Here is a 25806-nt window from a genome sequence, read left to right on the forward strand (position 1 = left end):
TCATAAGGCATTCGACAGCAATTCAGCCATACTCCAGAATGCAGCGGTTTTTGGGGGAAAACCCTTGCACAGCCAACGACATACCAATTTTTAGTGAGCCTCAACGTGAAAACATCCCTGTCCATCCTCGGCCTGCTGCTGTTGCTCACAGGTACTGCGACCCTTCCGTCGACCGCTGCTGCACAACCCCCGGCCCAGGTTCAACGGGACCCGTCCAAGCTGCATCTCGCCTCGGGCAGCGCCCTGCTGATCGACCTGAACACCAACCAGGAGCTGTATTCGAGCCACCCCGACCGCGTGGTACCGATCGCCTCGGTGACCAAATTGATGACGGCGATGGTAGTGCTGGATGCCAAGCAGTCCATGGATGAGATGCTCACCATGACCATTGCCAACAACCCGGAAATGAAAGGCGTGTATTCGCGCGTGCGGCTGGGCAGCCAGCTCGACCGCCGCGAAACCTTGCTGATTACCCTGATGTCATCGGAAAACCGTGCAGCCAACAGCCTGGCCAACCATTACCCCGGCGGCTACCCGGCGTTCATCAAGGCGATGAACGCCAAGGCCCGCAGCCTGGGCATGGCGCACACCCGCTACGTCGAGCCGACCGGCCTGTCGACGCAGAACGTGTCCACGGCCCGTGACCTGGCCAAGCTGCTGATGGCATCGCGCAAGTACCCGATGCTGAGCGAGCTGTCGACCACCCGCGAGAAGACCGTGGCCTTCCGCAAGCCCAACTACACCCTGGGCTTTCGCAACACCGACCACCTGGTGAACAAGAGCAACTGGGACATCAAGCTGACCAAGACCGGCTTCACCAATGAAGCCGGGCACTGCCTGGTGCTGCTGACCCGCATGGACAACCGCCCGGTGGCCATGGTGATCCTCGATGCCTTTGGCAAGTACACCCACTTCGCCGATGCCAGCCGCATGCGTCAGTGGCTGGAAACCGGTGCCGCCAAGCCGGCGCCGGCGGTGGCCATGCAGTACAAGGCAGAGCGGCAGAACAAGGGGCGCCTGGCGGCCGAATGACCGCAGCCTGATGCTACCAGGCCCCTGTAGGAGCGGCCTTGTGTCGCGATGGGCTGCAACGCAGCCCTGACGATTTTTGCATTTATGCCAACATCCCGGGGCCGCTTCGCGGCCCATCGCGACACAAGGCCGCTCCTTGTATCTCGACTTTCGCCTCACAAGAGGCGAAAGTTCTCGACTGATCATCGAGGGAGGGTCATGAAGCGGAGCCGCTCCAAGGGCATCGAGCCCGTATTGTAGATAACGCTCTGGCCCTCCAACCCCACTCGAACAGTTCGAACGGTATCTAGTGCCGCCCCCCGGCGTGAGCACGCATTCGCAAGGTTGAACCGAGTGCTGGGTGATCGAAACTTCGTTGTCTGAGGGAGAAGATCATGTCTGTTGTTGTTGGCGTCGATGTAGCCAAGCGATCTTTCGATATTGCAACTCCACTTCCCAATGGGAAAGTCCGTACCAAAGCCAAGCTGGCCAATAATCCGAGTGGTTTTGAGCAATTCGCAACCTGGCTTGAGCAACATGCCGAACCACGTGCCTGGGTTATCATGGAGGCCACTGGCACTTATCACGAAGCGCTTGCTGAGTGCTTTCATGCCAAGGGTTACCGGGTGTGTATTCTGAATCCCGCCGTGATTGCCAAGTTTGCCGGAGCGGACCTTCGACGCGTCAAAACTGATAAGGCTGATGCCAAGGTTATTGCTGCTTACGGTCAGCAGAAAAAAGATTTGCTTCGTCAGTGGAAGCCTGAGCCGCCAGCTCAGCGGCGCTTGCGGGCCTTGGTGCGGCGTCTGGACGACCTGAAAGAGATGCAGCAGATGGAGCAGAACCGTCTGGATGTGTCGCAGATCGCTGTCCAGGAATCGATCAGAGCTGTAATTGGGCACATCAGCGAAGAAATAGCGAAAACCCGTAAGGCTATTGAGCAGACGATCGATGACGATCCAGACCTGCGCCAGCGACGAGAACTGATTACGTCGATTGATGGCCTGGGAGACACCACGGCCGCGCTGATCCTTGCAGAACTGGGTGATCCGCTGAAGTACGAAAGCCCGTCAGCCATGGTTGCGTTTGCAGGCCTCAACCCGATGATCCATCAATCGGGAGAGAAGATTGGCCAATCGACCATTTCCCGTACAGGAGCCCCAAGATTGCGCGCCGGCTTGTGGATGCCAGGCACTGTCTCGATCAGATACAACCCGGTCGTGAAGGCACTGGCAGAGCGTTTGAGCAATCGGCGTAAAGCCTACAAGCAGATAGTCTGCGCTGCTATGCGTAAGCTTTTGCACCTGGTGTATGGCGTAGTGAAATCCGGCAAACCGTTTGACCCTCAAATCGCTCTTGCGGGGTGAGGGTCAAGACGGTATCTACAGGGGACCGTGTCAGCTGTCAGGCCGTGGTGCTGACCATCCCGCCTGCACTGCTGCCGCCCGTTTTCTGCAGTGCTTCGAGCAGTTGCGCGGTGGCCTGCATGATTTCACCATTGATGGTCGCGATGCTCGCCTGCTTGCCGGTCACGGCTGCCAGCTTGGTCGTCTCGTCCATCTTCTGAGCCATCAACTGGGCCAGCTGCTTCTGTTCCTCTGCCAATTGCTTCTGCAACTTCTTGATCATCTCGCGCAATTGCCTGATGTGCGCAGGCTCTGAACTCTCACTGCTGCCCTGGGCACCTTGAGCCTGGCCACCAGCGGTCACTTTCGAGGTTTCGGCCTGAGCGCCGGCCGCACTCTCTTCAATCTTTTGCGCATCCTGGCTGTCGGTGGCCTGGATTGTGTTCGCCGCCTGGGGCGTGGTGCGGATGCTGACTGCTGCAATACCTGTCATGTCTTTCTCCCTGCGTTGCAAATAGGTCCTTGGGTTGTTCTGCCTATCGGCAGACAGGCGCAAGCCTTTAGCCCCCCTGTTGCAATTGCCCGGTTACCCGCCAGTAAATTCCCCACCGTTTGGCTCGTTCCACCCAATGTACAAGCGCAGGCGCCGGCCTCTCCCGGCGAGCGTCAACATTCGACCATTATGGAACCGCAGCCATGAGCCAGTCTGCAAACCCGGAAACCATCAAGGACCTGATCGGCGTGGGCTTCGGCCCTTCCAACCTGGCCCTGGCCATCGCCCTGGAAGAACTCGCCGAGTCCCAGGGCCATGCCCTCGACGCGCTGTTCATCGACAAACAGCAGGACTATCGCTGGCACGGCGAAACCCTGGCCACCCAGAGCGAGCTGCAGATCTCGTTCCTCAAGGACCTGGTGTCGCTGCGCAACCCCACCAGCCCCTACAGCTTCGTCAACTACCTGCACCAGAAGCAGCGCCTGGCAGACTTCATCAACCTCGGCACCTTCTACCCCTGCCGCCTCGAGTACAACGACTACCTGCGCTGGGCCGCCGAACACTTCGCCACCCAGGCGGTATATGGCGAGGAAGTGCTGCGCATCGAGCCGGATGTGCAGGCAGGCCGGGTCGAGCACCTGCGCCTGGTATCGCGTGACGCCCAAGGCCGCGAATACAGCCGCCGAACCCGTTCGGTGGTGGTCGGTAGCGGCGGTACGCCGAAAATTCCGGAAAAGTTCGGCGCCTTCAAGGACGACCCGCGGGTTTTCCATCACTCCCAGTACCTGAGCAGCCTGAACAAGCTGCCCTGCACCGCCGGCAAGCCGATGCGCATTGCCGTGATCGGTTCGGGCCAGAGCGCAGCCGAGGCGTTCATCGACCTCAATGACAGCTACCCATCGGTCAAGGTCGACATGATCCTGCGCGGTTCGGCCCTCAAGCCTGCCGATGACAGCCCGTTCGTCAACGAGATCTTCTCGCCGGACTACACCGACCTGGTCTATAACGAACCGGCCGACCAGCGCAGCAAGCTGCTGGGCGAATACCACAACACCAACTATTCGGTGGTGGACCTCAACCTGATCGAACGCATCTACGGCATCCTCTACCGGCAGAAGGTCGCCCACCAGTACCGCCACAACGTGCTGTGCCGGCGCCAGGTCGAAGCCGTGGTGGCCACTCGCGAAGGCCTGGAGCTGACCCTGCGCGACCTCGCCACCGGCCAGCAGCAGACCCACCGCTACGACGCGGTGATACTCGCCACTGGCTACGAGCGCCGCTCGCACCGTGACCTGCTGGCGCCCCTGGCCGGCTACCTGGAGGACTTCAGCGTCGACCGCAACTACCGCGTGCTGGCCAGCCCCGACCTGCAGGCCTCGGTGTACCTGCAGGGCTTCTGCGAAAACAGCCACGGCCTGAGTGACACCCTGCTTTCGGTGCTACCGGCGCGCGCTGCTGAAATTGGCCGCGCGCTGTACCAGGACCTCGCCCATCTGCACGGCAAGCCGCAACCGGCAGTGGCCCTGACCCGCGCCTGATCCCCTGCAAGACCAGCACTGCCCTCAAGGCATGTACAGGGCCTGTAGGAGCCGCCTTGTGTCGCGAAAGGGCTGCAAAGCAGCCCCGGCAATTTGTGCACCTGCGCTGAAACCCTGGGGCTGCTGCGCAGCCCTTTCGCGACACAAGGCCGCTCCTACAGGATCGCGCCAGATTTCAGGTTCCTTTGCATCCTGAAACATTTACTTGCATTTAAAACGGCAGGTTTTCGATTCTCATTCGTCCTTATCAATACAGCCCCTCTTTGGCTGGGCACACGCTCGACTCCCCATTGCAGAAGACCGTCAGATGGCCAAATCACCGAAAAAATCCAAATCCAGGCTGTGGTTCCTGGTCCACAGCTGGCTCGCCTTGCCGATCTGGTTCTTTGTCCTGATCGTCTGCTTCACCGGCATGCTCGCCGTGGTCAGCCAGGAAATCGTCTGGCTGGCCGACCCGGCCGTGCGGGCCAACAAGCCCGACGCCGACGCCGAACGCCTGAGCTTCCAGCAGGTACTGGATGCCCTGCACAAGGCCGAGCCGGACATGGTGGTGGAGCGGCTCAACCAGCCCGACGGTTCGCACTTCGCAGTCAAAGCCAATGTCACCCTGCCTGACGGCACCAGCCCGACGTTGTATGTAAACCCCTACACCGGGGCCATTCAGGGCAAGACTCCAGACTTCAACTTCGAAGCCTTCACCCGCGCCCTGCACGGCTGGTGGCTGGTGCCGTTCACCAACGGTTTCAGTTGGGGCTGGTACCTGGTGTCGCTGCTCGGCCTGCCCATGCTGGCTTCGCTGGTCACCGGCCTGGTGGTGTACAAGAAGTTCTGGAAGGGCTTTTTCAAGCCGGTGCGCACCGGCCATGGTTCGCGGATTTTCTGGGGCGACCTGCACCGCCTGGCCGGGGTCTGGTCGATCTGGTTCATTGCCGTCATATCCATCACCGGCACCTGGTTCCTGATCCAGGCGATCCTGGCCGACAACCACATCACCATATCCAGCCGGCCCATCGTGCCGGTGATCGCCCGTGAGGATGTGCCGCAAACCCCGAATGGCAGCCCGGCAGCGCGCATCGACCTGGATGAAGCAGCACGCATCGCCGGCCTGGCGGTGCCAGGGCTGGAGATCAACTTCATCTCGCTGCCAGCCACCGCCTACAGCCACATCACCCTGGCGGGGCCAGGCTGGTATCCGCTGATGTTCCAGAGCGCCTCGGTAAACCCGTACACGCGTAATGTCGACAGCCAGTTCCTGATCAGCGACCGCTCCGCCCTGGAGTTCGTCACCGAGTCCATGCGCCCGCTGCATACCGGCGATTTCGGCGGCCTGCCGATCAAGCTGGTGTGGTTCTTCTTCGGCCTGGTCCTCACCCTGATGGTGTTCAGCGGCTTGCTGATCTGGACCAAACGCACCGCCCAGGCCACCGCCGCCGCCCTCAAGCGCAGCGAGCGCACGCCGCGCCTGGCGCGTAATGAACCCATCGTGGAGATCCGCCCATGAGCCAGGCCCAAGCCGTGCCCGTCAGCCCGCGCAAGCAACTGTGGCTGAAATGGCGCTTTCACCTGAACATCCTGCTGATCCTCATCCCGCTGGGCTTCATGCCCAAGTACTTCGCCGACGCCAAGCTGTTCCGCGGCGAAGCGGGGCTCGGCGCCAATGTGGTCAATGACATCCAGGTCGGCCCCTATACCCTGGACCTGGCCGAGATGCGTGACGAGCACCCCCGCGCCGACGGCCCGGCCGGCCACTTCAAGGTCTTCAATGCTTCGCTGTGCAAGGCCTGCGTCAACGGCGTCAAGGCGGCCTACCTGCGCATCGGCAAACCGCGCAGCCTGCGCGCCGCCGGCACGATTTTCTTCGGTGCGCCGTACAACATGGGCACCTCGTTGCCGATCCCGCCACGCACCAAGCCCGACGCGCAGGTCTGGATCACGCTGGAAGGCTGGGACGGCAGCATGTACCAGGCGTCGGTCCCCCTGGCCAAGGCATCGCCAGCCACCGTGGCCTGGCTCGAGAAACAAGGAGGCAAGAAATGAAACATCTGTTGCGCACCCTCGCCCTGCCCTTGCTGGTGCTGGCCGCCGGCCCGGCCCTGGCGCACAACCCGATGTGCGAATGCGAAGAGCTGCCTGGCGGCCAGGTCAAATGCACCGGCGGCTTCTCGGACGGCAGCGGTGCCCCCGGGGTAACCCTGGATGTGATCGGCTACGACGAACAGGTGCTGGTCGGCGGCAAGCTCGGTGATGACTCGACCCTGACCTTCAAGCGACCGGATGGTGAGTTCTATGTGCTGTTCGATGCCGGCCCCGGGCACGTGGTGGAAGTCGACTACGCTGATATCGCCCAGCCATGAGCCGCGCCCAAGTGATTCGCCCGGCCGGTGCCGGGCACGAAACCCTCTACGTGCTGCTGGTCAGCCTGCTGATCGTGGTACTCGCCACCAGCGTGGTGCTGCTGCGCGGCGAACGCGAGGATGAACAGGCCATCGCCAGCCACCAGATCGACGCCCGTCGCGACCTCACCGCCGCCGAGCAAGGCCTGTATACCGACCTGCGGGTGGCCTTCGACGAAATCCAGCTGCTGCGTGAGGAAACCGCCGCCGCGCCCAGCGTGCAGGCTCTGGCCGAGGAAGGCCTGCCGCCGTTCGTGGTCGATGCCGGCAGCCAGAGCCGCGGCAGCCACCAATGGTCGTGGCTGGAGCCCGGCGCCTACCTTGGCCGCAGCCAGGCCCCGGCAGTGGCCGGCAGCCTGCTGCTGATCCTGCCGGCCGACAGCACCGCTCAGGCCGATGTCTGGCTGCGCCGCGACAGCGCCGCCGTGCCCCCGGACGACCTCGGCCAGGCCGCCCTGATCGCCGCCGGCTGGCAGCAGGTGGTCAGCCATTACGACGCCGGGGTCACCCGCGAACACCGTCACTGAACCCAAGGACTCCCCCATGCTCCGCTCCGCCCTCGCCCTGCTCCTGGCCCTAGCCCTGCCGGCACAGGCCCTGGCCGATAACGGCAAGCCCCTGCGTATCGGCATTACCCTGCACCCCTACTACAGCTATGTGAGCAACATCGTCGGCGACAAGGCCGAAGTGGTGCCGCTGATTCCGGCGGGGTTCAACCCCCATGCCTACGAGCCACGGGCCGAGGACATCAAGCGCATCGGCACGCTGGATGTGGTGGTACTCAACGGCGTCGGCCATGACGATTTCGCCGACCGCATGATCGCCGCCAGCGAAAAGCCCGGCATCAACACTATCGAGGCCAACCAGAACGTGCCGTTGCTGGCGGCCACCGGCATTGCCGCCCGCGGCGCCGGCAAGGTGGTCAACCCGCACACCTTCCTGTCGATCAGCACCACCATCGCCCAGGTCAACAACATCGCCCGCGAACTGGGCAAGCTCGACCCGGACAACGCCAAGCTGTACACGCAAAACGCTCGCGCCTATGCCAAGCGCCTGCGCACACTGCGTGCCGACGCGCTGGCCAAGGTCACCGAGGCGCCCAGCGCCACCTTCCGGGTCGCCACCATCCATGCCGCCTACGACTACCTGGTGCGTGACTTCGGCCTGGAGGTGACTGCGGTGGTCGAGCCAGCCCATGGCATCGAACCCAGCCCTGCCCAGTTGAAGAAGACCATCGACCAGCTCAAGGCGCTGGACGTGCGGGTGATCTTCTCGGAAATGGACTTCCCGTCGGCCTATGTCGAAACCATCCAGCGTGAATCCGGCGTGCGCCTGTACCCGCTGACGCACATTTCCTACGGTGAATACACCAAGGACAAGTACGAAGTGGAGATGAAGCGCAACCTCGATACCGTGGTCCGCGCCATCCAGGAGAACCGCGCATGACCGCCGCCGCCAACCTGGTGACGGCCTGCGGGCCGCGCATCGAGTTCGCCGGCATCGACCTGACCCTGGGCCGCACCCGCATCCTCGAACAGGTCAGCTTCAACGTCGCCGCCGGCAGCGTGCACGCCATCGTCGGCCCCAACGGCGGCGGCAAGAGCTCGCTGATCAAGACCCTGCTTGGGCAGATGCCGCACCAGGGCCAGCTGACCCTGCACTGGCCCGGCGAACGCGAAGTGATCGGCTATGTGCCGCAGGCGCTGGAGTTCGACCGTGGCCTGCCGATGACCGTCGACGACTTCATGGCTGCCATGTGCCAGCGCCGCCCCGCCTTCCTCGGCCTGTCGCGCCGGGTGCAGCCGGCCATCGACGCGGCCCTGGCGCGGGTCGGCATGCTCGACAAGCGCAAACGGCGCATGGGCGCGCTTTCCGGTGGCGAACGCCAACGCGTGCTGCTGGCCCAAGGCCTGATCCCCGAGCCGCAACTGCTGGTGCTGGACGAACCGATGTCGGCCCTGGACGAAGCCGGCATCCAGGTGTTCGAACAACTGCTGCGAGGCTGGCGCCAGGCCGGCACCACCGTGCTGTGGATCGAACACGACCTGGAGGCCGTGATGCGCCTGGCCGACCGGGTTACCGGCCTGAGCCGCCAGGTACTGTTCGACGCCCCACCCGCCCAGGCCCTGACCCCGGAGCGCCTGCTCGGCCTGTTCTCCGTTCACCCGCGTAGCGAGAGCCTTGCCTGATGAGTTTTGAAATCTTTCGGCAAACGGTCCAGGACTGGGCCACTGCCGGCTACCTGCCCGAGGCGCTGGCCTACGGCTTCGTGGTCAACGCTTTACTGGCCGGTTTGATGATCGGCCCGGTGCTGGGCGGCCTGGGCACCCTGGTGGTGGTCAAGCGTTTTGCCTTCTTCTCCGAGGCGGTCGGCCATGCCGCGCTGACCGGCGTGGCCATCGGCATCCTGCTGGGCGAGCCCTACACCGGCCCCTACGGCAGCCTGTTCGGCTACTGCCTGCTGTTCGGCATCTTGCTCAACTTCCTGCGCAACCGCACCGGGCTGTCGCCGGACACACTGATCGGCGTGTTCCTGTCGGTGTCGCTGGCGCTGGGCGCGAGCCTGCTGCTGATGCTGGCGGGCAAGATCAACGTGCACATCCTAGAGAACGTGCTGTTCGGCTCGGTGCTGACCGTCAGCGGCCAGGACCTGGTGGTGTTGGGCATCGTCGCGGTGCTGGTGCTGGCATTGGCCGTGCCGCTGTACAACCGCATCATGCTGGCCAGTTTCAACCCACAACTGGCGGCCGTGCGCGGGGTAGCGGTGAAAACCCTGGACTACCTGTTCGTGGTGCTGGTGACCCTGGTCACGGTGGCCTCGGTGAAGGTGATCGGGGCGATCCTGGTCGGGGCGTTGCTGGTGATTCCCGCTGCTGCCGCACGCTTGGTCAGCCAGTCGCTGAAGGGCTTTTTCTTCCTGTCGGTGCTGATCGCCACGCTGAGCACGCTGCTCGGAATCCTGCTGCCAATCGTTTTCGACCTGCCGGTGCCCTCCGGCGCCGCGATCATCCTGGTCGCCGGCATCTGCTTCGCCCTGGCGGCGCTGGCCCGCGCCCTCGTCCCCCGCCTGCAAGGAAACCCGGCATGAACCTGAAACGCCTGACCCTGGCGCTGGCCCTGGCCGGCCTGCCGTCGCTGTCTTTCGCTACGCAAGTGCTGACCACCCTGCCCGTCACCCACAGCCTGGCCAGTGCCCTGCTCGAGGGCACCACGGTACAGCTCGAACGTGCAGCGCCCGCCAACCTGCCTGCCAGCCGCCAACCGTCCTATTTCAGCGGGCGCGGTGGCGCCAGCCTGCACAAGGCGGCACAGCGGGCCGACGCGGTAATCGGCGTGCGCTCGATCTGGCGTGACGACCCGCTGTACCCGATGGCCCGGCGCAGCAATATCCGCATCGTCGAGATCGACGCTGCACGGCCGGTGGATGGCGCGCTGCCGGGTATTGCGGTGAACGGCGACGAGGCCTATGGCGCCTACCCCTGGCTCAACCCGACCAACCTGGGGCGCATGGCCGACGTGGTAGCCAATGACCTGGAGCGCTTGGCACCGGACGACAAGGCGAAGATCCAGGGTAACCTGGCCGGGCTCAAACGCCAGCTGCTGGAGCTTTCGGCCAGCAGCCAGACACGATTGGCGAAGGTCGACAACCTGACGGTGGTGAGCCTGTCGGAGCGGCTGGGTTACCTGGCCAGCGGGTTGAACCTGGATGTGGTCGAGCAACCGCTGCCGGCCGAGTGGGATGCGGCTGCGCTGAAGGCGCTGGGGGATAACCTGAAGGCGCAGGATGTGGCGCTGGTGCTGGACCATCGGCAGCCAGAGCCGGCAGTTGTTGAGGTGATAAAGGCAGCAGGGGCAAAGCTGGTGGTGCTGGAGAGTGACCCTGAGGATGCGTTTGCGGGATTGAAGGCCAGTGTGGATCAGGTAGTTGCCGCTCTGGGCGAAAGCTGATGTTCTCCTCGCAGTCCCACAGGCCTGCACGGTCCCTGTGTAGGAGCGTGCTTGCCGGCCAGGCCACCATTAACGCTTCATGCACCGCTGATAACGCTCGTCCACCCGCCCGGCAAACCACGCCGTGGTCAGCTTGCGGGTAATTTTCGGGCTTTTCAGCTCGATCCCTGGCAGCACCGCCCGTGGCACCGGCTTGCCGGCCGCGGCATCGGCCAGGGCGAACACCCCGCTGTACAGCTTGCTGTCCTCGAAGGCCAGGCTGTCACCCTCCTCCAGCTGGCTGCGGATCTGCGGGTTGCGCAGGCCCAGCTTCGTTCCCAGTTTGCGTGCCGCCTTTTCAGTGGTCCCGGGCATGATCGAACCCGGCGCCACCAAGTCGCCATCCAGCGCCAGCGTCACCCCCGTCACCTTGCTCAGCGCCGCCTGGAATGCCGCATTGCGGCTGGCGTACCAGCCCGCGTTGAAATCGGCAAAGCGGTACAGTTGGCGATCGTAGTTGGCCGAATAGCCTAGCAAGTGGGCGATCCCGAAATACATGCCGCCGCGCCGGGTGAACACTTCCTGGCGAATGCTGCCGTCGTGGCTGTAGGGGTAATCCCGCGCATGCTTTTCGGCAAAGTCGATACTGACCTGCATCGGCCCGCCGGTATGCACCGGGTTCAGCCCGCCCAGCAAGGTCTTGCCCAGCGGCACGCGAGCGATGACTTCATCATACAGTTCGCTCAACTGCTTCTCGCTGCGCACCGCCTGCAGACGTTGCTGGTAGCTCTTGCCATTACCCGACGGCGTCTTCAGTGCACCATCAACCAGCAGCTTGGGGATGTGCAGGCGCGCGGCGCGGCGGTCGATTTCCTCCCGGGCGATACGCCCCAGGTTGGGCACCTGCGGGTCGGCATTGAAGGTCGATTCCTGCTCGGTCACCGCCAGCACCGCACACAGGTTGCTCTTGCTGGGGGCAATACGCTGGGCCTCGAACGCCACCTGAATGTCCCGCGCCCAGCCCTCGCGGTCCTTGGCCTGGGCGGGCAACAGCCGCAGCAGTTGGGCGCGGACCTTGGCCGGGTCCGCCTCGGGTGCTTCCTCGCGGCGCCCGGCGCAGCCTTGCAGCAGCGCCAGGGCCATCAACCCGGCAGCCAGTAACCGGCCGTTCAGGGCTGTTCACCGACCAGGTAAGTCTTGCTGATGTGCCGGAACAGCGGGTGGCTGGCACTGCCCATGAGTTCGAACAAGACCATTTCGCGGGTCACCACCTGCGCCCCCGCGGCCCGCATGCGCGCCAGCCCTGCGGCCTTGCTCGCCGGTGTACGGCTGTCGCAGGCATCCTCGACCACGAACACCTGCTTGCCCAGTACCAGCAGGCCGAGCACGGTCTGCAGCACACAGACATGGGTTTCCATGCCACAGACAATCACTTGCTCACGCGCCATCAAACTTGCTGGCAGGCACTCGGCGGCCACGCAGGAAAAATGGCTTTTCTCCACCACCTCGGCGGTCGGCGCCGCGGCCAGCAGTTCGGCCAAGGTATGGCCCAGGCCCTTGGGGTACTGCTCGGAAATCACCGTCGGCAGTTCCAGCTCGTTCGTCGCCGCCAGCAACCAGCGGGCCCGCGCGCGGGTGCCTTCAGGGTCGCTCATGGCGCCGATGAGTTTTTCCTGGATGTCGACGACCAGCAGCGTGGCCTTGTGGGGATCGATCAGCATTGTCTGCCTCTTGCCTGGGAAAAGGCCTAGCCTCCCCCAGGCAAGCGGTGACGTCAATCAGGCGGACAGCCGAAGCGGTTGCAGCGACGCGGTCAGCGCAGCGAGCACCCGGTCCTCCTGCTCGTGGATGAAGAAGTGGCCGCCGGGGAACATCTGCAGCGAGAACGCCCCGTGGGTTTCCTTGCGCCAGGCCTGCAACTGCTCGTCACTGGCGCGGTCCTGCATGCCGCCCAACACGTGCAGCGGGCACTGCAAGGCCTGCCGCTGGCGGTAGGCGTAAGTACCGCACAGCAGGAAGTCGGCACGCAGGGTGGGCAAGGTCAGGCTCATCAGTTCGGCGTTGGCCAGCACTTCCTCGGGCGTGCCCTGAAGCTCGCGCAACTCGCCGATCAACTCGGCGTCGCTCTTTGGCTCGCGCCAGTTCTTGCCGTCGTAGTCCTCGCGGCGGGTTGGCGCTGCGGTGCCGCAGGCGAACAGGGCCAGTGGCGCCGGGCAACCCAGCGCTTGCAGCTCATGGGCAAGTTCAAACGCCAGCAAGGCGCCCAGGCTATGGCCGAGCAGCGCGTAGGGGGTGCTGGCCGCCAGGCGCTGTTCGGCAGCCAGTTGACGGGCCAGGGCCTGCATGTCGGTGTGCAGTGGTTCGGCCATGCGCGCACCACGCCCGGGCAGCTCCACCGGGCGTACCTGCAGCCATGTCGGCAGCTTGCGCCGCCAGCGGCTGTAGACCATGGCGCTGGCCCCGGAATACGGCAGGCACAGCAGGTTCAATGCAGTCACTGGGCGGCGGCTTCGGCCATTTTCTGGCGCAGGCTCAGCGGGCGCATGTCGGTCCAGACCTCATCGATGTAGGCCAGGCAGTCCTTCTTCAGGCCGCTCTTGCCTACGGCACGCCAGCCGTTGGGGATGGCTTTGTAATCGGGCCAGATCGAGTATTGCTCTTCGTGGTTGACCACTACCTGAAACTGGATATCGTCGCGGTCGAAAACGGAAGTCATTGCCTGTCTCCTTGAGTGATGGATTCAAAGTAGACGTAGCATGGGGCGAAAAAATTAGTGGGCCTGACGCGGGCAGGTATTCAGGTGTCACGCAGCAGGTCGTGGGTATCGAGCAAGCGGAAGGCTACCTGCGGGTTGCGCTCCAGCCCACGGCGGATCGCCGCCGGGATCGACTGCCGGGTCTTGCGGCACAGCCCGGGCTGATCATCCAGTTCGATGACGATGCCGCGCATGGTGCGTACCTCGTTGAAACCGGGGGCGATGTGCAGGCGGATGCCGAGATTTTCGTACATCCGCTGCTGCAGGCGTTGCAGGTCTTCCAGGTCCTTGAGGTTTTCCAGGCGTTCGAGCAGGCGCTTTTCTTCCTGACGGGTCAGCAGGAGGATGCGTTGGGCTGCCTGCGGGTGGTCGGCCAGGTGTTCGCGGCCACAGTTGCAGGCGCCAGGAGGGCAAGGTTGGCGCAAAGGGAGTGGTGTGCTCATGGTGCAAGCATAGCCTGTACCGGCCCCTTCGCGGGTCACCACAGGGCTTGGGTATTGTGGAATACCTGTGGGAGCGGGTTCACCCGCGAAGAAGCCCACTCGGTACCGAAGGTCAGAGCTGCACCAACCGCTCACGCAGGAAGTTCACAAACCCCTGCACCGGCCGAGCCACCTGCCGGTGCTGCGGGTACACCGCCGACAGCTGCAGCGCCGGCGGCCGCCACTCATCCAGCACTGTCACCAGCCGCCCATCCGCCAGCGCCTGCCCCACGATGAAGGTTGGCAGATAGGTCACCCCCATCCCGGCAATTGCGGCATCCCTGAGCAGCTCGCCATTGTTCGCCCGCATCCGCCCGACCACCTGGATCGCCTGAGCCTTGCCTCCCTGGCTGAACTGCCACTGCACCTGCCGCGAATGCCCATACGGCAGGCAGTCATGCCCGGCCAACTGCTCCGGCCTGGCCGGCACGCCCCGCGCTTCCAGGTACGCCGGGCTCGCGCAGTACACGCGCTCGACACTGGCGATACGCCGCGCAATCAGGCTGGAGTCCTCCAGCGCGCCAATCCGTAGCGCCAGGTCATAGCCCTCGCCGATCAAGTCCACGGCGCGGTCGCTCAAATCCACTTCCACATCCACCTGCGGGTGCACCTGCAGAAACTCGGTCAGCAGGCAGCCCAGGTGCGCCATGGCGAACGACAGCGGCGCACTCAGGCGCAAGGTGCCACGCAAGGCCTGAGCCTGGCCGCTGATTTCGTGCTCCACCTGCTGCACTTCGCCGAGCAGGCGCAGCGCCGACTGGTAGTAGTGCTGGCCCAGCGGCGTGGCGTCCAGGCGCCGGGTGGAGCGGTTGAGCAGGCGCACACCCAGGCGCTCTTCGAGCTGCATCAGGCGCCGGCTGACCGATTGCTTGGACATGCCCAGACGGTCGGCAGCAGCAGTGAAACTGCCGGCCTCCATCACCTGGGCAAAGATGCGCATGTCTTCGTACGGGTTCATTGTCTCGCTCTTGGTGACAGTCAAACGCTTTATAGCGGCTTTTTCCCATCGATGCATCTCCCTAATCTACGCACAGGTCGCAGCGATGGCCCTGAAGGCCAGGCAAGACGCCCACTACCAACACTTGCATGGAAAAGGATTCGCTCATGAACATTGTCCACAAAGCCCTCACCGCCTCCCTGCTGGCCCTGTCCGTTTCCAGCGCCTTCGCCGCTGGCAGTCCGGGCATTGAACAGCACACCCAGGCCTTCCTCGAAGCCCTGGAACAAGGCGGTGGCAAACCACTGGAACAGCTCAGCCCGAAAGATGCCCGCGCCGTGCTGACCGGCGCCCAGGCATCGGTCAAGGTCGACCTCTCCGGTATCGAGGTGAAGGAACACACCATCAAGGCCAACGGCGAGTCAATCAAGCTGCAAGTGGTGCGCCCAGCCAATGTGAAGGGTGAGTTGCCCGTGTTCATGTTCTTCCACGGCGGCGGCTGGGTGCTCGGCGACTTCCCGACCCACCAGCGGCTGATCCGCGACCTGGTGGTTGGCTCTGGCGCAGTGGCGGTCTACGTCGACTACACCCCATCGCCGGAAGCGCACTACCCGACGGCGATCAACCAGGCCTACGCCGCCACACGCTGGGTGGCCGAGCACGGCAAGGAAATCGGCGTGGACGGCAAGCGCCTGGCCGTGGCCGGCAACAGCGTCGGCGGCAACATGGCGGCAGTCGTGGCGCTGAAGGCCAAAGAGGCCGGCACCCCTGCCCTGCGCTTCCAGCTGCTGCTGTGGCCAGTGACCGATGCCAGCTTCGAGACCGCGTCGTACAAGCAGTTTGCCGAGGGGCACTTCCTGACCACCGGGATGATGAAATGGTTCTGGGACAGCTACACCACTGACGCCAATGCCCGGGCGCAGATCTACGCTTCGCCGCTGCGGGCCAGCAGTGAACAGTTGAAGGGCCTGCCGCCGGCGCTGGTGCAAACCGCTGAATTCGATGTGCTGCGGGATGAGGGTGAGGCGTATGCCCGCAAGCTTGATGCCGCCGGTGTGACTGTGACCTCGGTACGGTACAACGGGATGATTCATGACTATGGTTTGCTCAACCCGCTGAGCCAGGTGCCGGCGGTCAAGGCGGCAATGCGTCAGGCGAGCGCCGAACTTAAAGTGCATCTGCAGTGAGTCGATAAGCACAAGACCCGCCTAGGCGGGTCTTTGGCTGCTATTGCGGAAATGGCCCGCAGGCTTCGATGAATCTGCTATCAGTGCGGCTATCTATGGCACCGTCCGCCCCAATGTAGATATCAATACTTGGCCATCTGGGTTTGGCCCGGATGCAGTGCGATCTCCCACGGTTGTTCCAATACAACTCCATGAAAAACTGGTCGTTCGGGAAGATATGCCCTGCACCTCCTGTGGCTTCACCCGGGTAGATCTCACCTTTTGATATATCGTGCTGGACATTCAAGATGTAGCCGAGACGCCCCTGGCCTTTGTCAGAAAAATGAAAACTCACCTGCGGTGTGGCAACATACCAAAAGATGATAGGCGTAAGCATTATCACCACTACCCAGCGCCAGATATACCGTTTCGGTTTATTTGCAGGCGTGATCAACTACGGCACCTCCCCAGCTTGAGCGTGGCAATGCTAACACTTCGGCCATGAGTATCTTGGCTGTAATCCCACCATTTGGGTGCAGCTCATGCAGTTTGACGCCAATGCTGATAGCAACACGATCACCTATGTCATCCCAGGCCCGTAGCCCTTCTATATCAGCAGAACGATGGGGGCCCTTGCGTTCAGCCCACTTTTGAACTTTCCGAATAGAGTCTGATGCAATCTGCTCAAGCCCAGCGCCATCCAGAAGAACACTTTCTGAAAGGCCACCTGCCCGTCCTAAGACGGGCATACCAAGGGAGCTTTTTAAATTTTGCATGTTCCTCTACCGCGTCAAAGCTAGTCAGCTTCTGCATTTTCAGCACGGATGGGTGTGTGATGTTGCGGTTCATTTCCTCGGCGATGTATCTGGCCACCTGCTCCATCATGTCAGGATCTTTGCAGATCACAGGCTGCGGCTTATTTCCTGCTAGCGAAGTTTTGATGGGTGAAATCGAGCCGGCTTGACCTGATGTTGCCGCTTGGCTTGCCTGCTGTGTCGCCGAGGGGCTTGCCGCTAAGCCAGGTCCTCCCGTGGCCACGACCCGGTTATTGCCCTCTGGACAGCCACACTTGACCAGCGCCCCATCTACCACGGCTGGTTTGCCTTCGATTTTGAAGAAAGGCTGTCCTTCAACAATTACGCCGGGCTTTTTGCATGCCGGGCACTCAGTCGTCCCATCCCCTTGGCGCAGCGCACGCTGACTGTTCCCCCGATAACTCGTACTGCCAGCTATGCAAACCGCCCCCGTGGTGGTGAGGTCTCCATCGAATGCCTGTCCTTTGCCATTTATCGATATACGTGTCATGAGCAACTCCCTGTATGAAAGCCTCGACGCTATCACCGGTAAAACGGACAGAGACCGAGCGGCGGAGAATTCAGAATTGCCCTACAAATACCCGATCTACTGTCACCTATATAGAGACAGTATTTCCAACAAGACACTGTTTTTTAAGGTTTCTGATGACAATAAAGTTATCTCCATAGACAGCACGGCAGCCCTAACGGCCCCGGCATTCAAGGAGAATCACCATGCTTACCGTCCGTAGCGCCAAAGACCGCGGCCTGGCCTTCCATGGCTGGCTGAAATCGTTCCACACCTTCTCCTTCGGCCACTACCGCAACCCGGACGAGCAAGGTTTTTCCGACCTGCTGGTGATCAACGACGACCGCGTCATCCCCGGCAAAGGCTTTGGTCAACACCCGCACCGCGACATGGAAATTTTCTCCTACGTGCTGGAAGGCGCGCTGGAGCACAAGGACACGCTGGGCACCGGCTCGGTGATCCGCCCGGGCGATGTGCAGCTGATGAGCGCTGGCCACGGCGTGGCCCACAGCGAGTTCAACCACAGCCAGGTGCAGCCGGTGCACTTCCTGCAGATCTGGATCGTGCCGAACGTACAAGGCGCCACGCCGCGTTACCAGCAACAGCATTTCAGTGCCGAGGAAAAGCGCGGCAAGCTGCGCCTTATCATTTCGCCGGATGGCGCCGAGGGGTCATTGCAGGTGCGGCAGAACGCGCGAGTGCATGCCGGTCTGTTCGACGGTGACGAGCGTGCCACCCTGACCTTGCCGGAAAACCGCCATGCTTATGTGCATGTGGCCCGGGGCAGCATCGAGCTCAATGGGCAAGTGTTGAATGAAGGGGATGGGGTGCGGGTGAGGCAGGAACAAGTGCTGGAGCTGGGCAATGGGGTGGATGCCGAGGTGCTGGTGTTTGACCTGCGGCCGCATGAACTACCTGGCATGCCATAAGGCAGGTCCGGCCCTTTCGCGGGTAAACCAGCTCCCACAGGGACACCGCAGTCTTTGGAATCTGTGGCGTCCCTGTGGGAGCGGGTTTACCCGCGAAGAGGCCGGCAAATCCAACTCAGGGCTCGAACCCTTCGACGATGATCACCTCAGCCTTCGCCACCCCCTGACGATGGCTGCAAGCCTCCTGGTACAACGCGGACCGGTAACACGCCAGCGCCTGCTCGTACGAATCGAACTCGATCACCACGCTACGCTGAGGGGTAGGCCGCCCTTCCACTGCCTCGCTACGCCCGCCACGGGCCAGGAAACGGCCGCCGAATGCCTTGAAGGCAGCCGGGGCGCGCTGGGTGTACTGCTGGTATTGCTCGGGGTCGGTCACGTCCACATGGGCGATCCAATAGGCCTTCATGCGCTCCTCTCCTGTTACGACGATAATTGTGTATGATGGTATACCATAATAATCACCCCGCCACAGTGAGCGTGCAACATGGCTTTCAACACCATCGAAGAACTTCTCGAGGACTACCGGCAAGGCAAGATGGTCCTGCTGGTGGATGACGAGGACCGGGAAAACGAAGGCGACCTGCTGATCGCCGCCGAGCGTTGCGACGCCCAGGCCATCAACTTCATGGCCCGTGAAGCGCGCGGGCTGATCTGCCTGACCCTGACCGACGAACACTGCCAACGCCTGGGCCTGGAGCAGATGGTGCCGGCCAACGGCAGCGTGTTCAGCACCGCCTTCACTGTTTCGATCGAGGCAGCCACGGGCGTTACCACCGGTATTTCCGCTGCCGACCGGGCGCGTACAGTGGCGGCGGCCATGGCCCCCAGTGCCCGCCCTGAAGACCTGGTGCAACCCGGCCACATCTTCCCCCTGCGCGCCCGCGAAGGCGGGGTGCTGACCCGCGCCGGCCATACTGAAGCCGGCTGCGACCTGGCGCGCCTGGCCGGGTTCACTCCGGCGTCGGTGATCGTCGAAGTGCTCAACGACGACGGCACCATGGCCCGCCGCCCGGACCTGGAGGTGTTCGCTGCCCGACATGGCATCAAGATCGGCACCATCGCCGACCTCATCCACTACCGCCTGAGCACCGAGCAGACCATCAAGCGCATCGGCGAACGCGAACTGCCCACCGTGCACGGCACCTTCCGCCTGGTCACCTATGAAGACCGCATCGAAGGTGGCGTACACATGGCCATGGTCATGGGCAATATCCGCCGCGAGCAGCCGACCCTGGTGCGGGTGCACGTGATCGACCCGTTGCGCGACCTGGTTGGCGCCGAATACGCCGGCCCCGCCAACTGGACGCTTTGGGCGGCGCTGCAGAAAGTGGCCGAGGAAGGCGCCGGCGTGGTGGTGATCCTGGCCAACCATGAGTCCTCGCAGGCGCTGCTTGAGCGCGTGCCGCAGCTGACCCAGCCGGTGCGGCCTTACCAGCGTGGGCAATCGAAGGTGTACTCGGAAGTGGGTACCGGCGCGCAGATCTTGCAGGACCTGGGCGTGGGCAAGCTGCGTCATCTGGGGCCGCCGCTGAAATATGCCGGGCTGGCGGGGTATGAACTGGAGGTGGTGCAGAGCATTCCCTTCGAGCCGGGAATGGTCGGCTGAAAATCCATGAACAACTGATTTAGCCGGGCCCTGTGGGAGCGGGTTCACCCGCGAATGCGCCGGTGGCATCACCATCGCATTCGCGGGTGAACCCGCTCCCACAGGGCCCGCGCTGCTTCTGAAAGCACGGAGTGATGGCCGGTAGCCTCATACCTCTTGCGAAAAGTTTGGAATACCATAATATGATATCCCGTAGACCTTGAATCTGCAGGCCGCTATCTACAATCACAAACGGCCACAAGACACTTTGTTTTAGCTGCTCCCCGAACACTATTGGCGGGCGCGCCACAAGCCCCGCCTCGAATAACAAAAAGCAACGAGGGCGTAACCATGCTGTTGAGCAAACGTGTAACCGCAGTGCTGTCCGCCAGCCTGCTGACCCTGGCATGTCAGGCCGCCCAGGCCGCCGACAGCCTGAACTTCGTCAGCTGGGGCGGTACCACCCAGGACGCCCAGAAAGAAGCGTGGGCCGCACCCTTCACCAAAGCTACCGATATCAAGGTCGTCCAGGACGGCCCTACCGACTACGGCAAGCTCAAGGCCATGGTCGAGAGCGGCAACGTGCAGTGGGATGTGGTCGACGTCGAAGCCGACTTTGCTCTGCGTGCCGCCAGCGAAGGGCTGCTCGAACCCCTCGATTTCACCCAGATCAAGCGCGACAAGATCGACCCGCGCTTCGTCTCCGATCATGGCGTCGGCTCGTTCTTCTTCTCCTTCGTGCTCGGCTACAACGAAGGCAAACTCGGCGCCAACAAGCCGGTGGACTGGACTGCACTGTTCGATACCAAGACCTACCCCGGCAAGCGTGCCCTGTACAAATGGCCCAGCCCGGGCGTACTGGAACTGGCCCTGCTGGCCGACGGCGTAGCACCCGACAAGCTCTACCCGCTGGACCTGGACCGCGCCTTCAAGAAGCTCGACACCATCAAGAAAGACATCGTCTGGTGGGGCGGCGGAGCCCAGTCGCAGCAACTGCTGGCCTCGGGTGAAGCCTCGCTCGGCCAGTTCTGGAACGGCCGCGTCTATGCCTTGCAGCAAGACGGTGCACCGGTGGGCGTGAGCTGGAAGCAGAACCTGGTCATGGCCGACTTCCTGGTCATCCCCAAAGGTGCCAAGAACAAGGACGCTGCCATGAAGTTCCTGGCCAACGCCAGCAGCGCCGAAGGCCAGGCCGAGTTCGCCAACAAGACCGCCTACGCGCCGGTGAACGTCGACAGCGTGGCCAAGCTGGACAAAGACCTGGCGCAGAACCTGCCGACCGCCTACGCCCAGGACCAGGTCACCCTCGACTTCGCCTACTGGGCCAAGAACGGCCAGGCCATCGCAGCCCGCTGGAATGAGTGGTTGGTCAAATGAAAGTCGCCATCAACGCCCTGCATAACGCGCAAGGTGCCCCCACGGGCACCGGTGCCCCGGGAACGGCCCCCCGCCGCGTCAGCCTGAGCCAGCGCTGGAAAGGCAGCCGCAATTTGCTGCCGGCCCTGCTGTTCCTTGGCCTGTTCTTCTTTGCCCCGCTGGCCGGCCTGCTGCTGCGCGGGGTGCTGGAGCCAACGCCGGGCCTGGGCAACTACGAGCAGCTGTTCGCCAACTCGGCTTATGCGCGGGTACTGTTCAACACCTTCTCGGTGGCCGGCGTGGTCACCCTGATCAGCGTGCTGCTGGGCTTCCCGCTGGCCTGGGCAATTACCCTGGTGCCCAAGGGCTGGGGCCGCTGGTTGCTGAACATCGTGCTGCTGTCGATGTGGACCAGCCTGCTGGCGCGCACCTACTCGTGGCTGGTGCTGCTGCAGAGCTCGGGGGTGATCAACAAGGCGTTGATGGCCATGGGCATCATCGATGCCCCGCTGGAAATGGTGCACAACCTGACCGGCGTGGTGATCGGCATGAGCTACATCATGATCCCTTTCATCGTGCTGCCGCTGCAGGCGACCATGCACGCCATCGACCCGATGGTGCTGCAGGCCGGCTCGATCTGCGGCGCCAGCCCGTGGACCAATTTCTGGAAGGTGTTCCTGCCGCTGTGCCGTTCGGGGCTGTTCTCCGGGGCACTGATGGTGTTCGTGATGTCGCTCGGTTACTACGTCACCCCGGCCTTGCTGGGTGGCGCGCAAAACATGATGCTGCCCGAATTCATCATCCAACAGGTGCAGTCGTTCCTCAACTGGGGCCTGGCCAGTGCCGCCGCCGCACTGCTGGTGGTGATCACCCTGGTGCTCTTCTACCTGTACCTGAAGCTGCAGCCGGAATCCCCGGTCGGCAACGCGAGGTAAACCGCCATGCTCCTGTCTCCCAATGCCATGGGCCGCCCGCTGCGTACGGGCCTGTACCTGACCACCGGGGTTATCGCGGCCTTCCTGCTGCTGCCAGTGGTGTTCATCGTGTTGCTGTCGTTCGGCTCGTCGCAGTGGCTGGTGTTCCCGCCACCGGGCTGGACATTCAAGTGGTACGGCCAGTTCTTCTCCAACCCGGAGTGGATGGACGCCGCGCTGGCAAGCCTGAAGGTGGCCGTGCTGACCACCATCGCCGCCGTGCTGCTTGGCCTGCCCACCGCGTTCGCCCTGGTGCGTGGCCGCTTCCCGGGCCGCGAGCTGCTTTACGGGCTGTTCACCATGCCGATGATCGTACCGCTGGTGATCATTGCCGTGGCGGTGTACGCGCTGTTCCTCAAACTTGGCTACACCGGCACGCTGTTCGCCTTCGTGGCCAGCCACGTGATCGTCGCCCTGCCCTTCACCATCATCTCGATCATCAACTCGCTGAAGCTGTTCGACCAGTCGATCGAGGATGCCGCGGTGATCTGCGGGGCCTCGCGCCTGCAGGCGATCTTCAAGGTGACCTTCCCGGCTATTCGCCCGGGGATGATCGCCGGCGGCCTGTTCGCCTTCCTGGTTTCATGGGATGAAGTGGTGCTGAGCGTGATGATGGCCAGCCCCGACCTGCAGACCTTGCCGGTGAAGATGTGGACCACCCTGCGCCAGGACCTCAGCCCGGTCATCGCTGTGGCCTCGACCTTGCTGATCGGCCTGTCGCTGCTTGTCATGTTCATTGCCGCCGCCTTGCGCCGGCGCACCGAAAACGCCTGAGCGCGGAGAAAACAACAATGAGTGCAGTGATCAAAGACAACGCGCACGGCAAGACCCTGGTCAGCCTGCGTGGCCTGAACAAGCACTACGGCGACTTCACCGCCGTGGATAACCTCGACCTGGAAATCCAGGACGGCGAGTTCCTGACCTTCCTCGGCTCCAGCGGCTCGGGCAAGTCCACCACCCTGTCGATGCTGGCTGGCTTCGAAACGCCGAGCAGCGGCGAGATCCTTGTCGATGGCCAGTCTCTGGTCAACGTGCCGCCGCACAAGCGCGACATCGGCATGGTGTTCCAGCGCTATTCGCTGTTCCCGCACCTGAACGTGCGCGACAACATCAGCTTCCCGCTGGCCATTCGCAAGCTTGGCGCGAGCGAAACCAGCAAGCGCGTCGACGCCATGCTCAAGCTGGTGCAACTGGAGAAATTTGCCCACCGCAAGCCGTCGCAGATGTCCGGCGGCCAGCAGCAGCGCGTGGCGATTGCCCGAGCACTGGTGTACGAACCGCGCATCCTGCTGATGGACGAACCGCTCGGCGCGCTGGACAAGAAACTGCGCGAAGACCTGCAGGACGAACTGCGCCAGTTGCACCGGCGCCTGGGCATCACCATCGTCTACGTCACCCACGACCAGGAAGAAGCCATGCGCCTGTCCCAGCGCATCGCCATCTTCAGCCATGGCAAGATCGTTGGCCTGGGCACCGGTTACGACCTGTACCAGAACCCGCCGAATGCCTTTGTCGCTTCGTTCCTGGGCAACTCCAACTTCCTGCGGATCAAGGCCAGCAGCAATGGCGCCGGCAGCTTCGAGGGCCAACCGGTGGCCATCCGCCTGACCCCGGGCCTGGCCGCTTCGCAGGATGCGCTGATCATGGTACGCCCGGAAAAGGCCCTGGCCCTGACCGCCGAACAGGCCGCGCGCGAGCCGCTGCCGGCGGGGTGGAACGAGGTCAGCGCCAAGGTTGGCGAAGTGCTGTTCCTGGGCGAGAGCCAGACCTGCCATGTGGTGACCGCAGGCGGTACCGAGCTGACGGTCAAGGCTTTGTCGGCGGCGGGCATGCCGATGCAGCCGGGGGATACTGTGAAGGTGCGCTGGGCGGTGGCGGATGCGTGCATCTATACCGAGTGGGCAGAAAGTGACCTGAGCAAGTCCGCCGGGGCGCATTGACATATTGAGTACTGCGACGCCTGGCAGATCAAGCGCCGCCCGCGCGGCGCTCGATCTACCAGGCGCTGCACGACTCAAGATGTGAGCAACACCGTCACATTATCATCACGCCACTGTCGTAATCTGCCGGCCAACTCTATGCCATAGGTCTTCCGGCATGCCTCGCCTGCTTGTCTTGCTGCTCACCTTGCTGCCGCTGGCGACCCTGGCCGAGCCCGCGCACCTGCGTGTGCAAGGTTCCAACACCATTGGCGCGGCCTTGCTGCCAGCGCTTGTGCAAGGGCAACTGCGCGCACAGCAAGCCACCGCCATCGAACAACACCCGGGCAAGCGGGCCAACGAGACTGTCATCACCGCTATCGATGCACACGGCCAACCCTTGCGCGTCGACATCGCAGCCCATGGTTCCAGCACCGGCTTCGTCGCCCTGGGCCATGGCGAGGCCGACCTTGCCGCCGCGTCGCGGCCGATCAACGACAACGAAGCAAGCCAACTGCAGGCGTTGGGCGACCTGCGTGCCGCTGCCGCCGAACAGGTCATCGGCCTGGACGGCGTCGCGGTCATCGTTCACCCCGACAACCCGCTGCCACGGCTCACCACGGGGCAACTGGCACGGATTTTTGCCGGGCAGATCCAGCGCTGGGAGCAATTGGGCGTTTCCGGCGGGGCCATCCACCTTTATGCTCGTGACGACCGCTCCGGCACCTTTGAGACCTTCAAGGCGCTGGTGCTGGAACCCCAGCACGGCGAACTGTCGTCCAAGGCCCAACGCTTCGAGTCCAGCGACGAGCTGGCCGCGCGAGTGGGCGCCGACCGCCAGGCCATCGGCTTCAGCAGCCTGGCGGCGGTGCACGGGGCAAAGGTGCTGGCGGTGGCCGAGGGTGACGCGTCGGCCATGCTGCCGGAGCGTGCACTGGTTGCCAGCGAGGATTACCCGCTATCGCGGCGCCTGTATTTCTACCTGCCGGCCAACCCCAAGCCTCAGGCCAAGGCGCTGGCCGATTTCACCCAGAGCCCGGCGGGCCAGGCGATCGTCGCCCAGCAGGGTTTCGTTTCGCAGCAGATCAAGGCCCAACCTGTAACCCCCCAGTCCGACATGCCGCCGCGCTATCGCACCCTGGCCCAGCAGGCGCAACGGTTGAGCGTTAACTTCCGTTTCCAGGAAGGCAGCGCCAGCCTCGACAACAAGGCCCTTCGCGATGTGCAGCGGGTTGCCGACTACCTGCGCCAAGCGGGCAAGCTGCAGCGCAAGGTGGTGCTGGTGGGCTTTGGCGACCCCAAGGAAACGCCCGGCCGCGCCGCCCTGCTCTCCCGCCTGCGGGCCCAGGCGGTGCGCCGCGAGCTGGCGCGCGATGGCGTGGAGGTGCTGGAGGTGACGGGGATGGGGGATGAACTGCCAGTGGCAGGGAACGAACTGGAGCAAGGGCGGTTGCGGAACCGCCGGGTCGAAGTGTGGGTTTATTGATCTTGAAGCAGTACATATCCCTGTGGGAGCGGCCTTGTGTCGCGAAAGGGGTGCGCAGCGCCCCCAGGATCTTCTTGTCACCGAAGAATTGCCGGGGCCGCCTTGCGGCCCTATCGCGACACAAGGCCGCTCCCACAGTCGACCGCGCTGACCGTCCGCTTGAGGGCGGCCCTGGCAAAGAAA

30 protein-coding genes are annotated in these 25806 nt (G+C 63.3%); 19 read left to right on the plus strand and 11 right to left on the minus strand.

The window, feature by feature from the left end:
* Positions 1 to 105: 105 nt before the first annotated feature.
* Positions 106 to 1032: a D-alanyl-D-alanine endopeptidase gene (gene pbpG / locus RIN61_RS01440; RefSeq protein WP_207879583.1), complete on the plus strand. Its 927-nt coding sequence runs from the start codon at positions 106 to 108 to the stop codon at positions 1030 to 1032.
* Between the two features lie 374 nt (positions 1033 to 1406).
* Positions 1407 to 2378 (plus strand): IS110 family RNA-guided transposase, encoded by a 972-nt coding sequence (locus RIN61_RS01445; protein WP_207880112.1) that lies wholly within the window; start codon positions 1407 to 1409, stop codon positions 2376 to 2378.
* A 37-nt stretch (positions 2379 to 2415) separates the two neighbouring features.
* Here the strand turns inward: RIN61_RS01445 and RIN61_RS01450 are convergent, their stop codons facing one another.
* Positions 2416 to 2850: a kinetochore Spc7 family protein gene (locus RIN61_RS01450; RefSeq protein WP_112252732.1), complete on the minus strand. Its 435-nt coding sequence runs from the start codon at positions 2848 to 2850 to the stop codon at positions 2416 to 2418.
* A 203-nt stretch (positions 2851 to 3053) separates the two neighbouring features.
* On the opposite strand from RIN61_RS01450, the gene RIN61_RS01455 reads away from it, so the two are divergent.
* The 9 genes from RIN61_RS01455 (at position 3054) to RIN61_RS01495 (ending at position 10729) form a co-directional block, all read left to right on the plus strand.
* Positions 3054 to 4388, plus strand: a complete 1335-nt coding sequence (locus tag RIN61_RS01455) for a lysine N(6)-hydroxylase/L-ornithine N(5)-oxygenase family protein (protein WP_215520659.1) — start codon at positions 3054 to 3056, stop codon at positions 4386 to 4388.
* 307 nt (positions 4389 to 4695) lie between these two features.
* Complete coding sequence (locus RIN61_RS01460) at positions 4696 to 5889, plus strand: PepSY-associated TM helix domain-containing protein (protein ID WP_112252734.1); 1194 nt, start codon at positions 4696 to 4698, stop codon at positions 5887 to 5889.
* Complete coding sequence (locus RIN61_RS01465) at positions 5886 to 6425, plus strand: thiamine pyrophosphate-binding protein (RefSeq protein ID WP_207879586.1); 540 nt, start codon at positions 5886 to 5888, stop codon at positions 6423 to 6425. The genes RIN61_RS01460 and RIN61_RS01465 overlap by 4 nt, the downstream gene beginning before the upstream one ends.
* Positions 6422 to 6742: a hypothetical protein gene (locus RIN61_RS01470; protein WP_112252736.1), complete on the plus strand. Its 321-nt coding sequence runs from the start codon at positions 6422 to 6424 to the stop codon at positions 6740 to 6742. The genes RIN61_RS01465 and RIN61_RS01470 overlap by 4 nt, the downstream gene beginning before the upstream one ends.
* Positions 6739 to 7308, plus strand: a complete 570-nt coding sequence (locus RIN61_RS01475) for a DUF6162 family protein (protein WP_207879589.1) — start codon at positions 6739 to 6741, stop codon at positions 7306 to 7308. Before RIN61_RS01470 ends, RIN61_RS01475 begins: the two co-directional genes overlap by 4 nt.
* Before the next feature lie 16 nt (positions 7309 to 7324).
* Complete coding sequence (locus RIN61_RS01480) at positions 7325 to 8227, plus strand: metal ABC transporter substrate-binding protein (protein WP_025338673.1); 903 nt, start codon at positions 7325 to 7327, stop codon at positions 8225 to 8227.
* Entirely contained in the window at positions 8224 to 8970 is a 747-nt protein-coding gene (locus RIN61_RS01485) for a metal ABC transporter ATP-binding protein (protein WP_112252738.1), read from the plus strand. Before RIN61_RS01480 ends, RIN61_RS01485 begins: the two co-directional genes overlap by 4 nt.
* Positions 8970 to 9869 carry a metal ABC transporter permease gene (locus RIN61_RS01490; RefSeq protein WP_013973136.1) on the plus strand — a complete coding sequence of 300 codons (900 nt, stop codon included), beginning with the start codon at positions 8970 to 8972 and terminating at the stop codon, positions 9867 to 9869. The genes RIN61_RS01485 and RIN61_RS01490 overlap by 1 nt, the downstream gene beginning before the upstream one ends.
* Positions 9866 to 10729 carry a metal ABC transporter substrate-binding protein gene (locus tag RIN61_RS01495; protein WP_313855399.1) on the plus strand — a complete coding sequence of 288 codons (864 nt, stop codon included), beginning with the start codon at positions 9866 to 9868 and terminating at the stop codon, positions 10727 to 10729. The genes RIN61_RS01490 and RIN61_RS01495 overlap by 4 nt, the downstream gene beginning before the upstream one ends.
* 69 nt (positions 10730 to 10798) lie before the next feature.
* Here the strand turns inward: RIN61_RS01495 and RIN61_RS01500 are convergent, their stop codons facing one another.
* The 6 genes from RIN61_RS01500 to RIN61_RS01525 all read right to left on the minus strand — a co-directional run bounded on the left by RIN61_RS01500 (position 10799) and on the right by RIN61_RS01525 (position 14903).
* Positions 10799 to 11851: a DUF1615 domain-containing protein gene (locus tag RIN61_RS01500; protein WP_207879596.1), complete on the minus strand. Its 1053-nt coding sequence runs from the start codon at positions 11849 to 11851 to the stop codon at positions 10799 to 10801.
* A gap of 26 nt (positions 11852 to 11877) precedes the next feature.
* Entirely contained in the window at positions 11878 to 12429 is a 552-nt protein-coding gene (locus RIN61_RS01505) for a hydrolase (RefSeq protein WP_112252742.1), read from the minus strand.
* Between the two features lie 57 nt (positions 12430 to 12486).
* Complete coding sequence (locus tag RIN61_RS01510) at positions 12487 to 13206, minus strand: thioesterase II family protein (protein ID WP_112252743.1); 720 nt, start codon at positions 13204 to 13206, stop codon at positions 12487 to 12489.
* Positions 13203 to 13424 (minus strand): MbtH family protein, encoded by a 222-nt coding sequence (locus RIN61_RS01515; protein ID WP_003256222.1) that lies wholly within the window; start codon positions 13422 to 13424, stop codon positions 13203 to 13205. The genes RIN61_RS01510 and RIN61_RS01515 overlap by 4 nt, the downstream gene beginning before the upstream one ends.
* Positions 13425 to 13504: 80 nt before the next feature.
* Entirely contained in the window at positions 13505 to 13906 is a 402-nt protein-coding gene (locus RIN61_RS01520; RefSeq protein ID WP_313855402.1) for a hypothetical protein, read from the minus strand.
* Positions 13907 to 14018: 112 nt separating this feature from the next.
* Positions 14019 to 14903, minus strand: a complete 885-nt coding sequence (locus tag RIN61_RS01525) for a LysR family transcriptional regulator (RefSeq protein WP_215520656.1) — start codon at positions 14901 to 14903, stop codon at positions 14019 to 14021.
* 146 nt (positions 14904 to 15049) lie between these two features.
* Here RIN61_RS01525 and RIN61_RS01530 point away from each other — a divergent pair, with 146 nt between their 5' ends.
* Positions 15050 to 16069: an alpha/beta hydrolase gene (locus RIN61_RS01530; RefSeq protein ID WP_112252746.1), complete on the plus strand. Its 1020-nt coding sequence runs from the start codon at positions 15050 to 15052 to the stop codon at positions 16067 to 16069.
* Positions 16070 to 16109: 40 nt separating this feature from the next.
* Here the strand turns inward: RIN61_RS01530 and RIN61_RS01535 are convergent, their stop codons facing one another.
* From RIN61_RS01535 to RIN61_RS01540, 3 genes are read right to left on the minus strand one after another with little or no spacing between them, the layout of a single operon-like run.
* Positions 16110 to 16502, minus strand: coding sequence for a hypothetical protein (locus tag RIN61_RS01535; protein ID WP_313855405.1), 393 nt, complete (start codon positions 16500 to 16502; stop codon positions 16110 to 16112).
* Complete coding sequence (locus RIN61_RS26680; RefSeq protein WP_390899117.1) at positions 16483 to 16824, minus strand: polymorphic toxin type 44 domain-containing protein; 342 nt, start codon at positions 16822 to 16824, stop codon at positions 16483 to 16485. Before RIN61_RS26680 ends, RIN61_RS01535 begins: the two co-directional genes overlap by 20 nt.
* Positions 16733 to 17353 (minus strand): PAAR domain-containing protein, encoded by a 621-nt coding sequence (locus RIN61_RS01540; RefSeq protein ID WP_390899118.1) that lies wholly within the window; start codon positions 17351 to 17353, stop codon positions 16733 to 16735. The genes RIN61_RS26680 and RIN61_RS01540 overlap by 92 nt, the downstream gene beginning before the upstream one ends.
* A gap of 224 nt (positions 17354 to 17577) precedes the next feature.
* On the opposite strand from RIN61_RS01540, the gene RIN61_RS01545 reads away from it, so the two are divergent.
* Positions 17578 to 18300, plus strand: a complete 723-nt coding sequence (locus RIN61_RS01545; RefSeq protein ID WP_313855407.1) for a pirin family protein — start codon at positions 17578 to 17580, stop codon at positions 18298 to 18300.
* A 115-nt stretch (positions 18301 to 18415) separates the two neighbouring features.
* Here RIN61_RS01545 and RIN61_RS01550 read toward each other — a convergent pair whose 3' ends face one another.
* Positions 18416 to 18709, minus strand: a complete 294-nt coding sequence (locus RIN61_RS01550; RefSeq protein WP_112252748.1) for a DUF1330 domain-containing protein — start codon at positions 18707 to 18709, stop codon at positions 18416 to 18418.
* A gap of 78 nt (positions 18710 to 18787) precedes the next feature.
* Between RIN61_RS01550 and ribBA the strand changes: the two genes are divergently transcribed.
* The 6 genes from ribBA to RIN61_RS01580 all read left to right on the plus strand — a co-directional run bounded on the left by ribBA (position 18788) and on the right by RIN61_RS01580 (position 25623).
* The gene (gene ribBA / locus RIN61_RS01555) at positions 18788 to 19909 is read left to right on the plus strand and encodes a bifunctional 3,4-dihydroxy-2-butanone-4-phosphate synthase/GTP cyclohydrolase II (RefSeq protein ID WP_112252749.1); all 1122 of its coding nucleotides are present in this window, start codon (positions 18788 to 18790) and stop codon (positions 19907 to 19909) included.
* A gap of 330 nt (positions 19910 to 20239) precedes the next feature.
* Entirely contained in the window at positions 20240 to 21265 is a 1026-nt protein-coding gene (locus RIN61_RS01560) for an ABC transporter substrate-binding protein (RefSeq protein ID WP_025339643.1), read from the plus strand.
* On the plus strand, positions 21262 to 22179 hold the full coding sequence (locus RIN61_RS01565) for an ABC transporter permease (RefSeq protein WP_015270844.1): 918 nt from the start codon (positions 21262 to 21264) through the stop codon (positions 22177 to 22179). Before RIN61_RS01560 ends, RIN61_RS01565 begins: the two co-directional genes overlap by 4 nt.
* A 6-nt stretch (positions 22180 to 22185) precedes the next feature.
* Complete coding sequence (locus RIN61_RS01570; RefSeq protein ID WP_112252750.1) at positions 22186 to 22992, plus strand: ABC transporter permease; 807 nt, start codon at positions 22186 to 22188, stop codon at positions 22990 to 22992.
* Positions 22993 to 23009: 17 nt separating this feature from the next.
* A complete protein-coding gene (locus tag RIN61_RS01575; RefSeq protein ID WP_112252751.1) occupies positions 23010 to 24158 on the plus strand; it encodes an ABC transporter ATP-binding protein in 1149 nt (382 codons plus the stop codon).
* A gap of 157 nt (positions 24159 to 24315) precedes the next feature.
* Positions 24316 to 25623 carry a substrate-binding domain-containing protein gene (locus RIN61_RS01580; RefSeq protein ID WP_112252752.1) on the plus strand — a complete coding sequence of 436 codons (1308 nt, stop codon included), beginning with the start codon at positions 24316 to 24318 and terminating at the stop codon, positions 25621 to 25623.
* The last annotated feature ends 183 nt before the right edge of the window (positions 25624 to 25806 follow it).

The sequence above is a fragment of the Pseudomonas inefficax genome (assembly GCF_032164165.1).
GTDB classification, from domain to species: Bacteria; Pseudomonadota; Gammaproteobacteria; order Pseudomonadales; family Pseudomonadaceae; genus Aquipseudomonas; species Aquipseudomonas inefficax.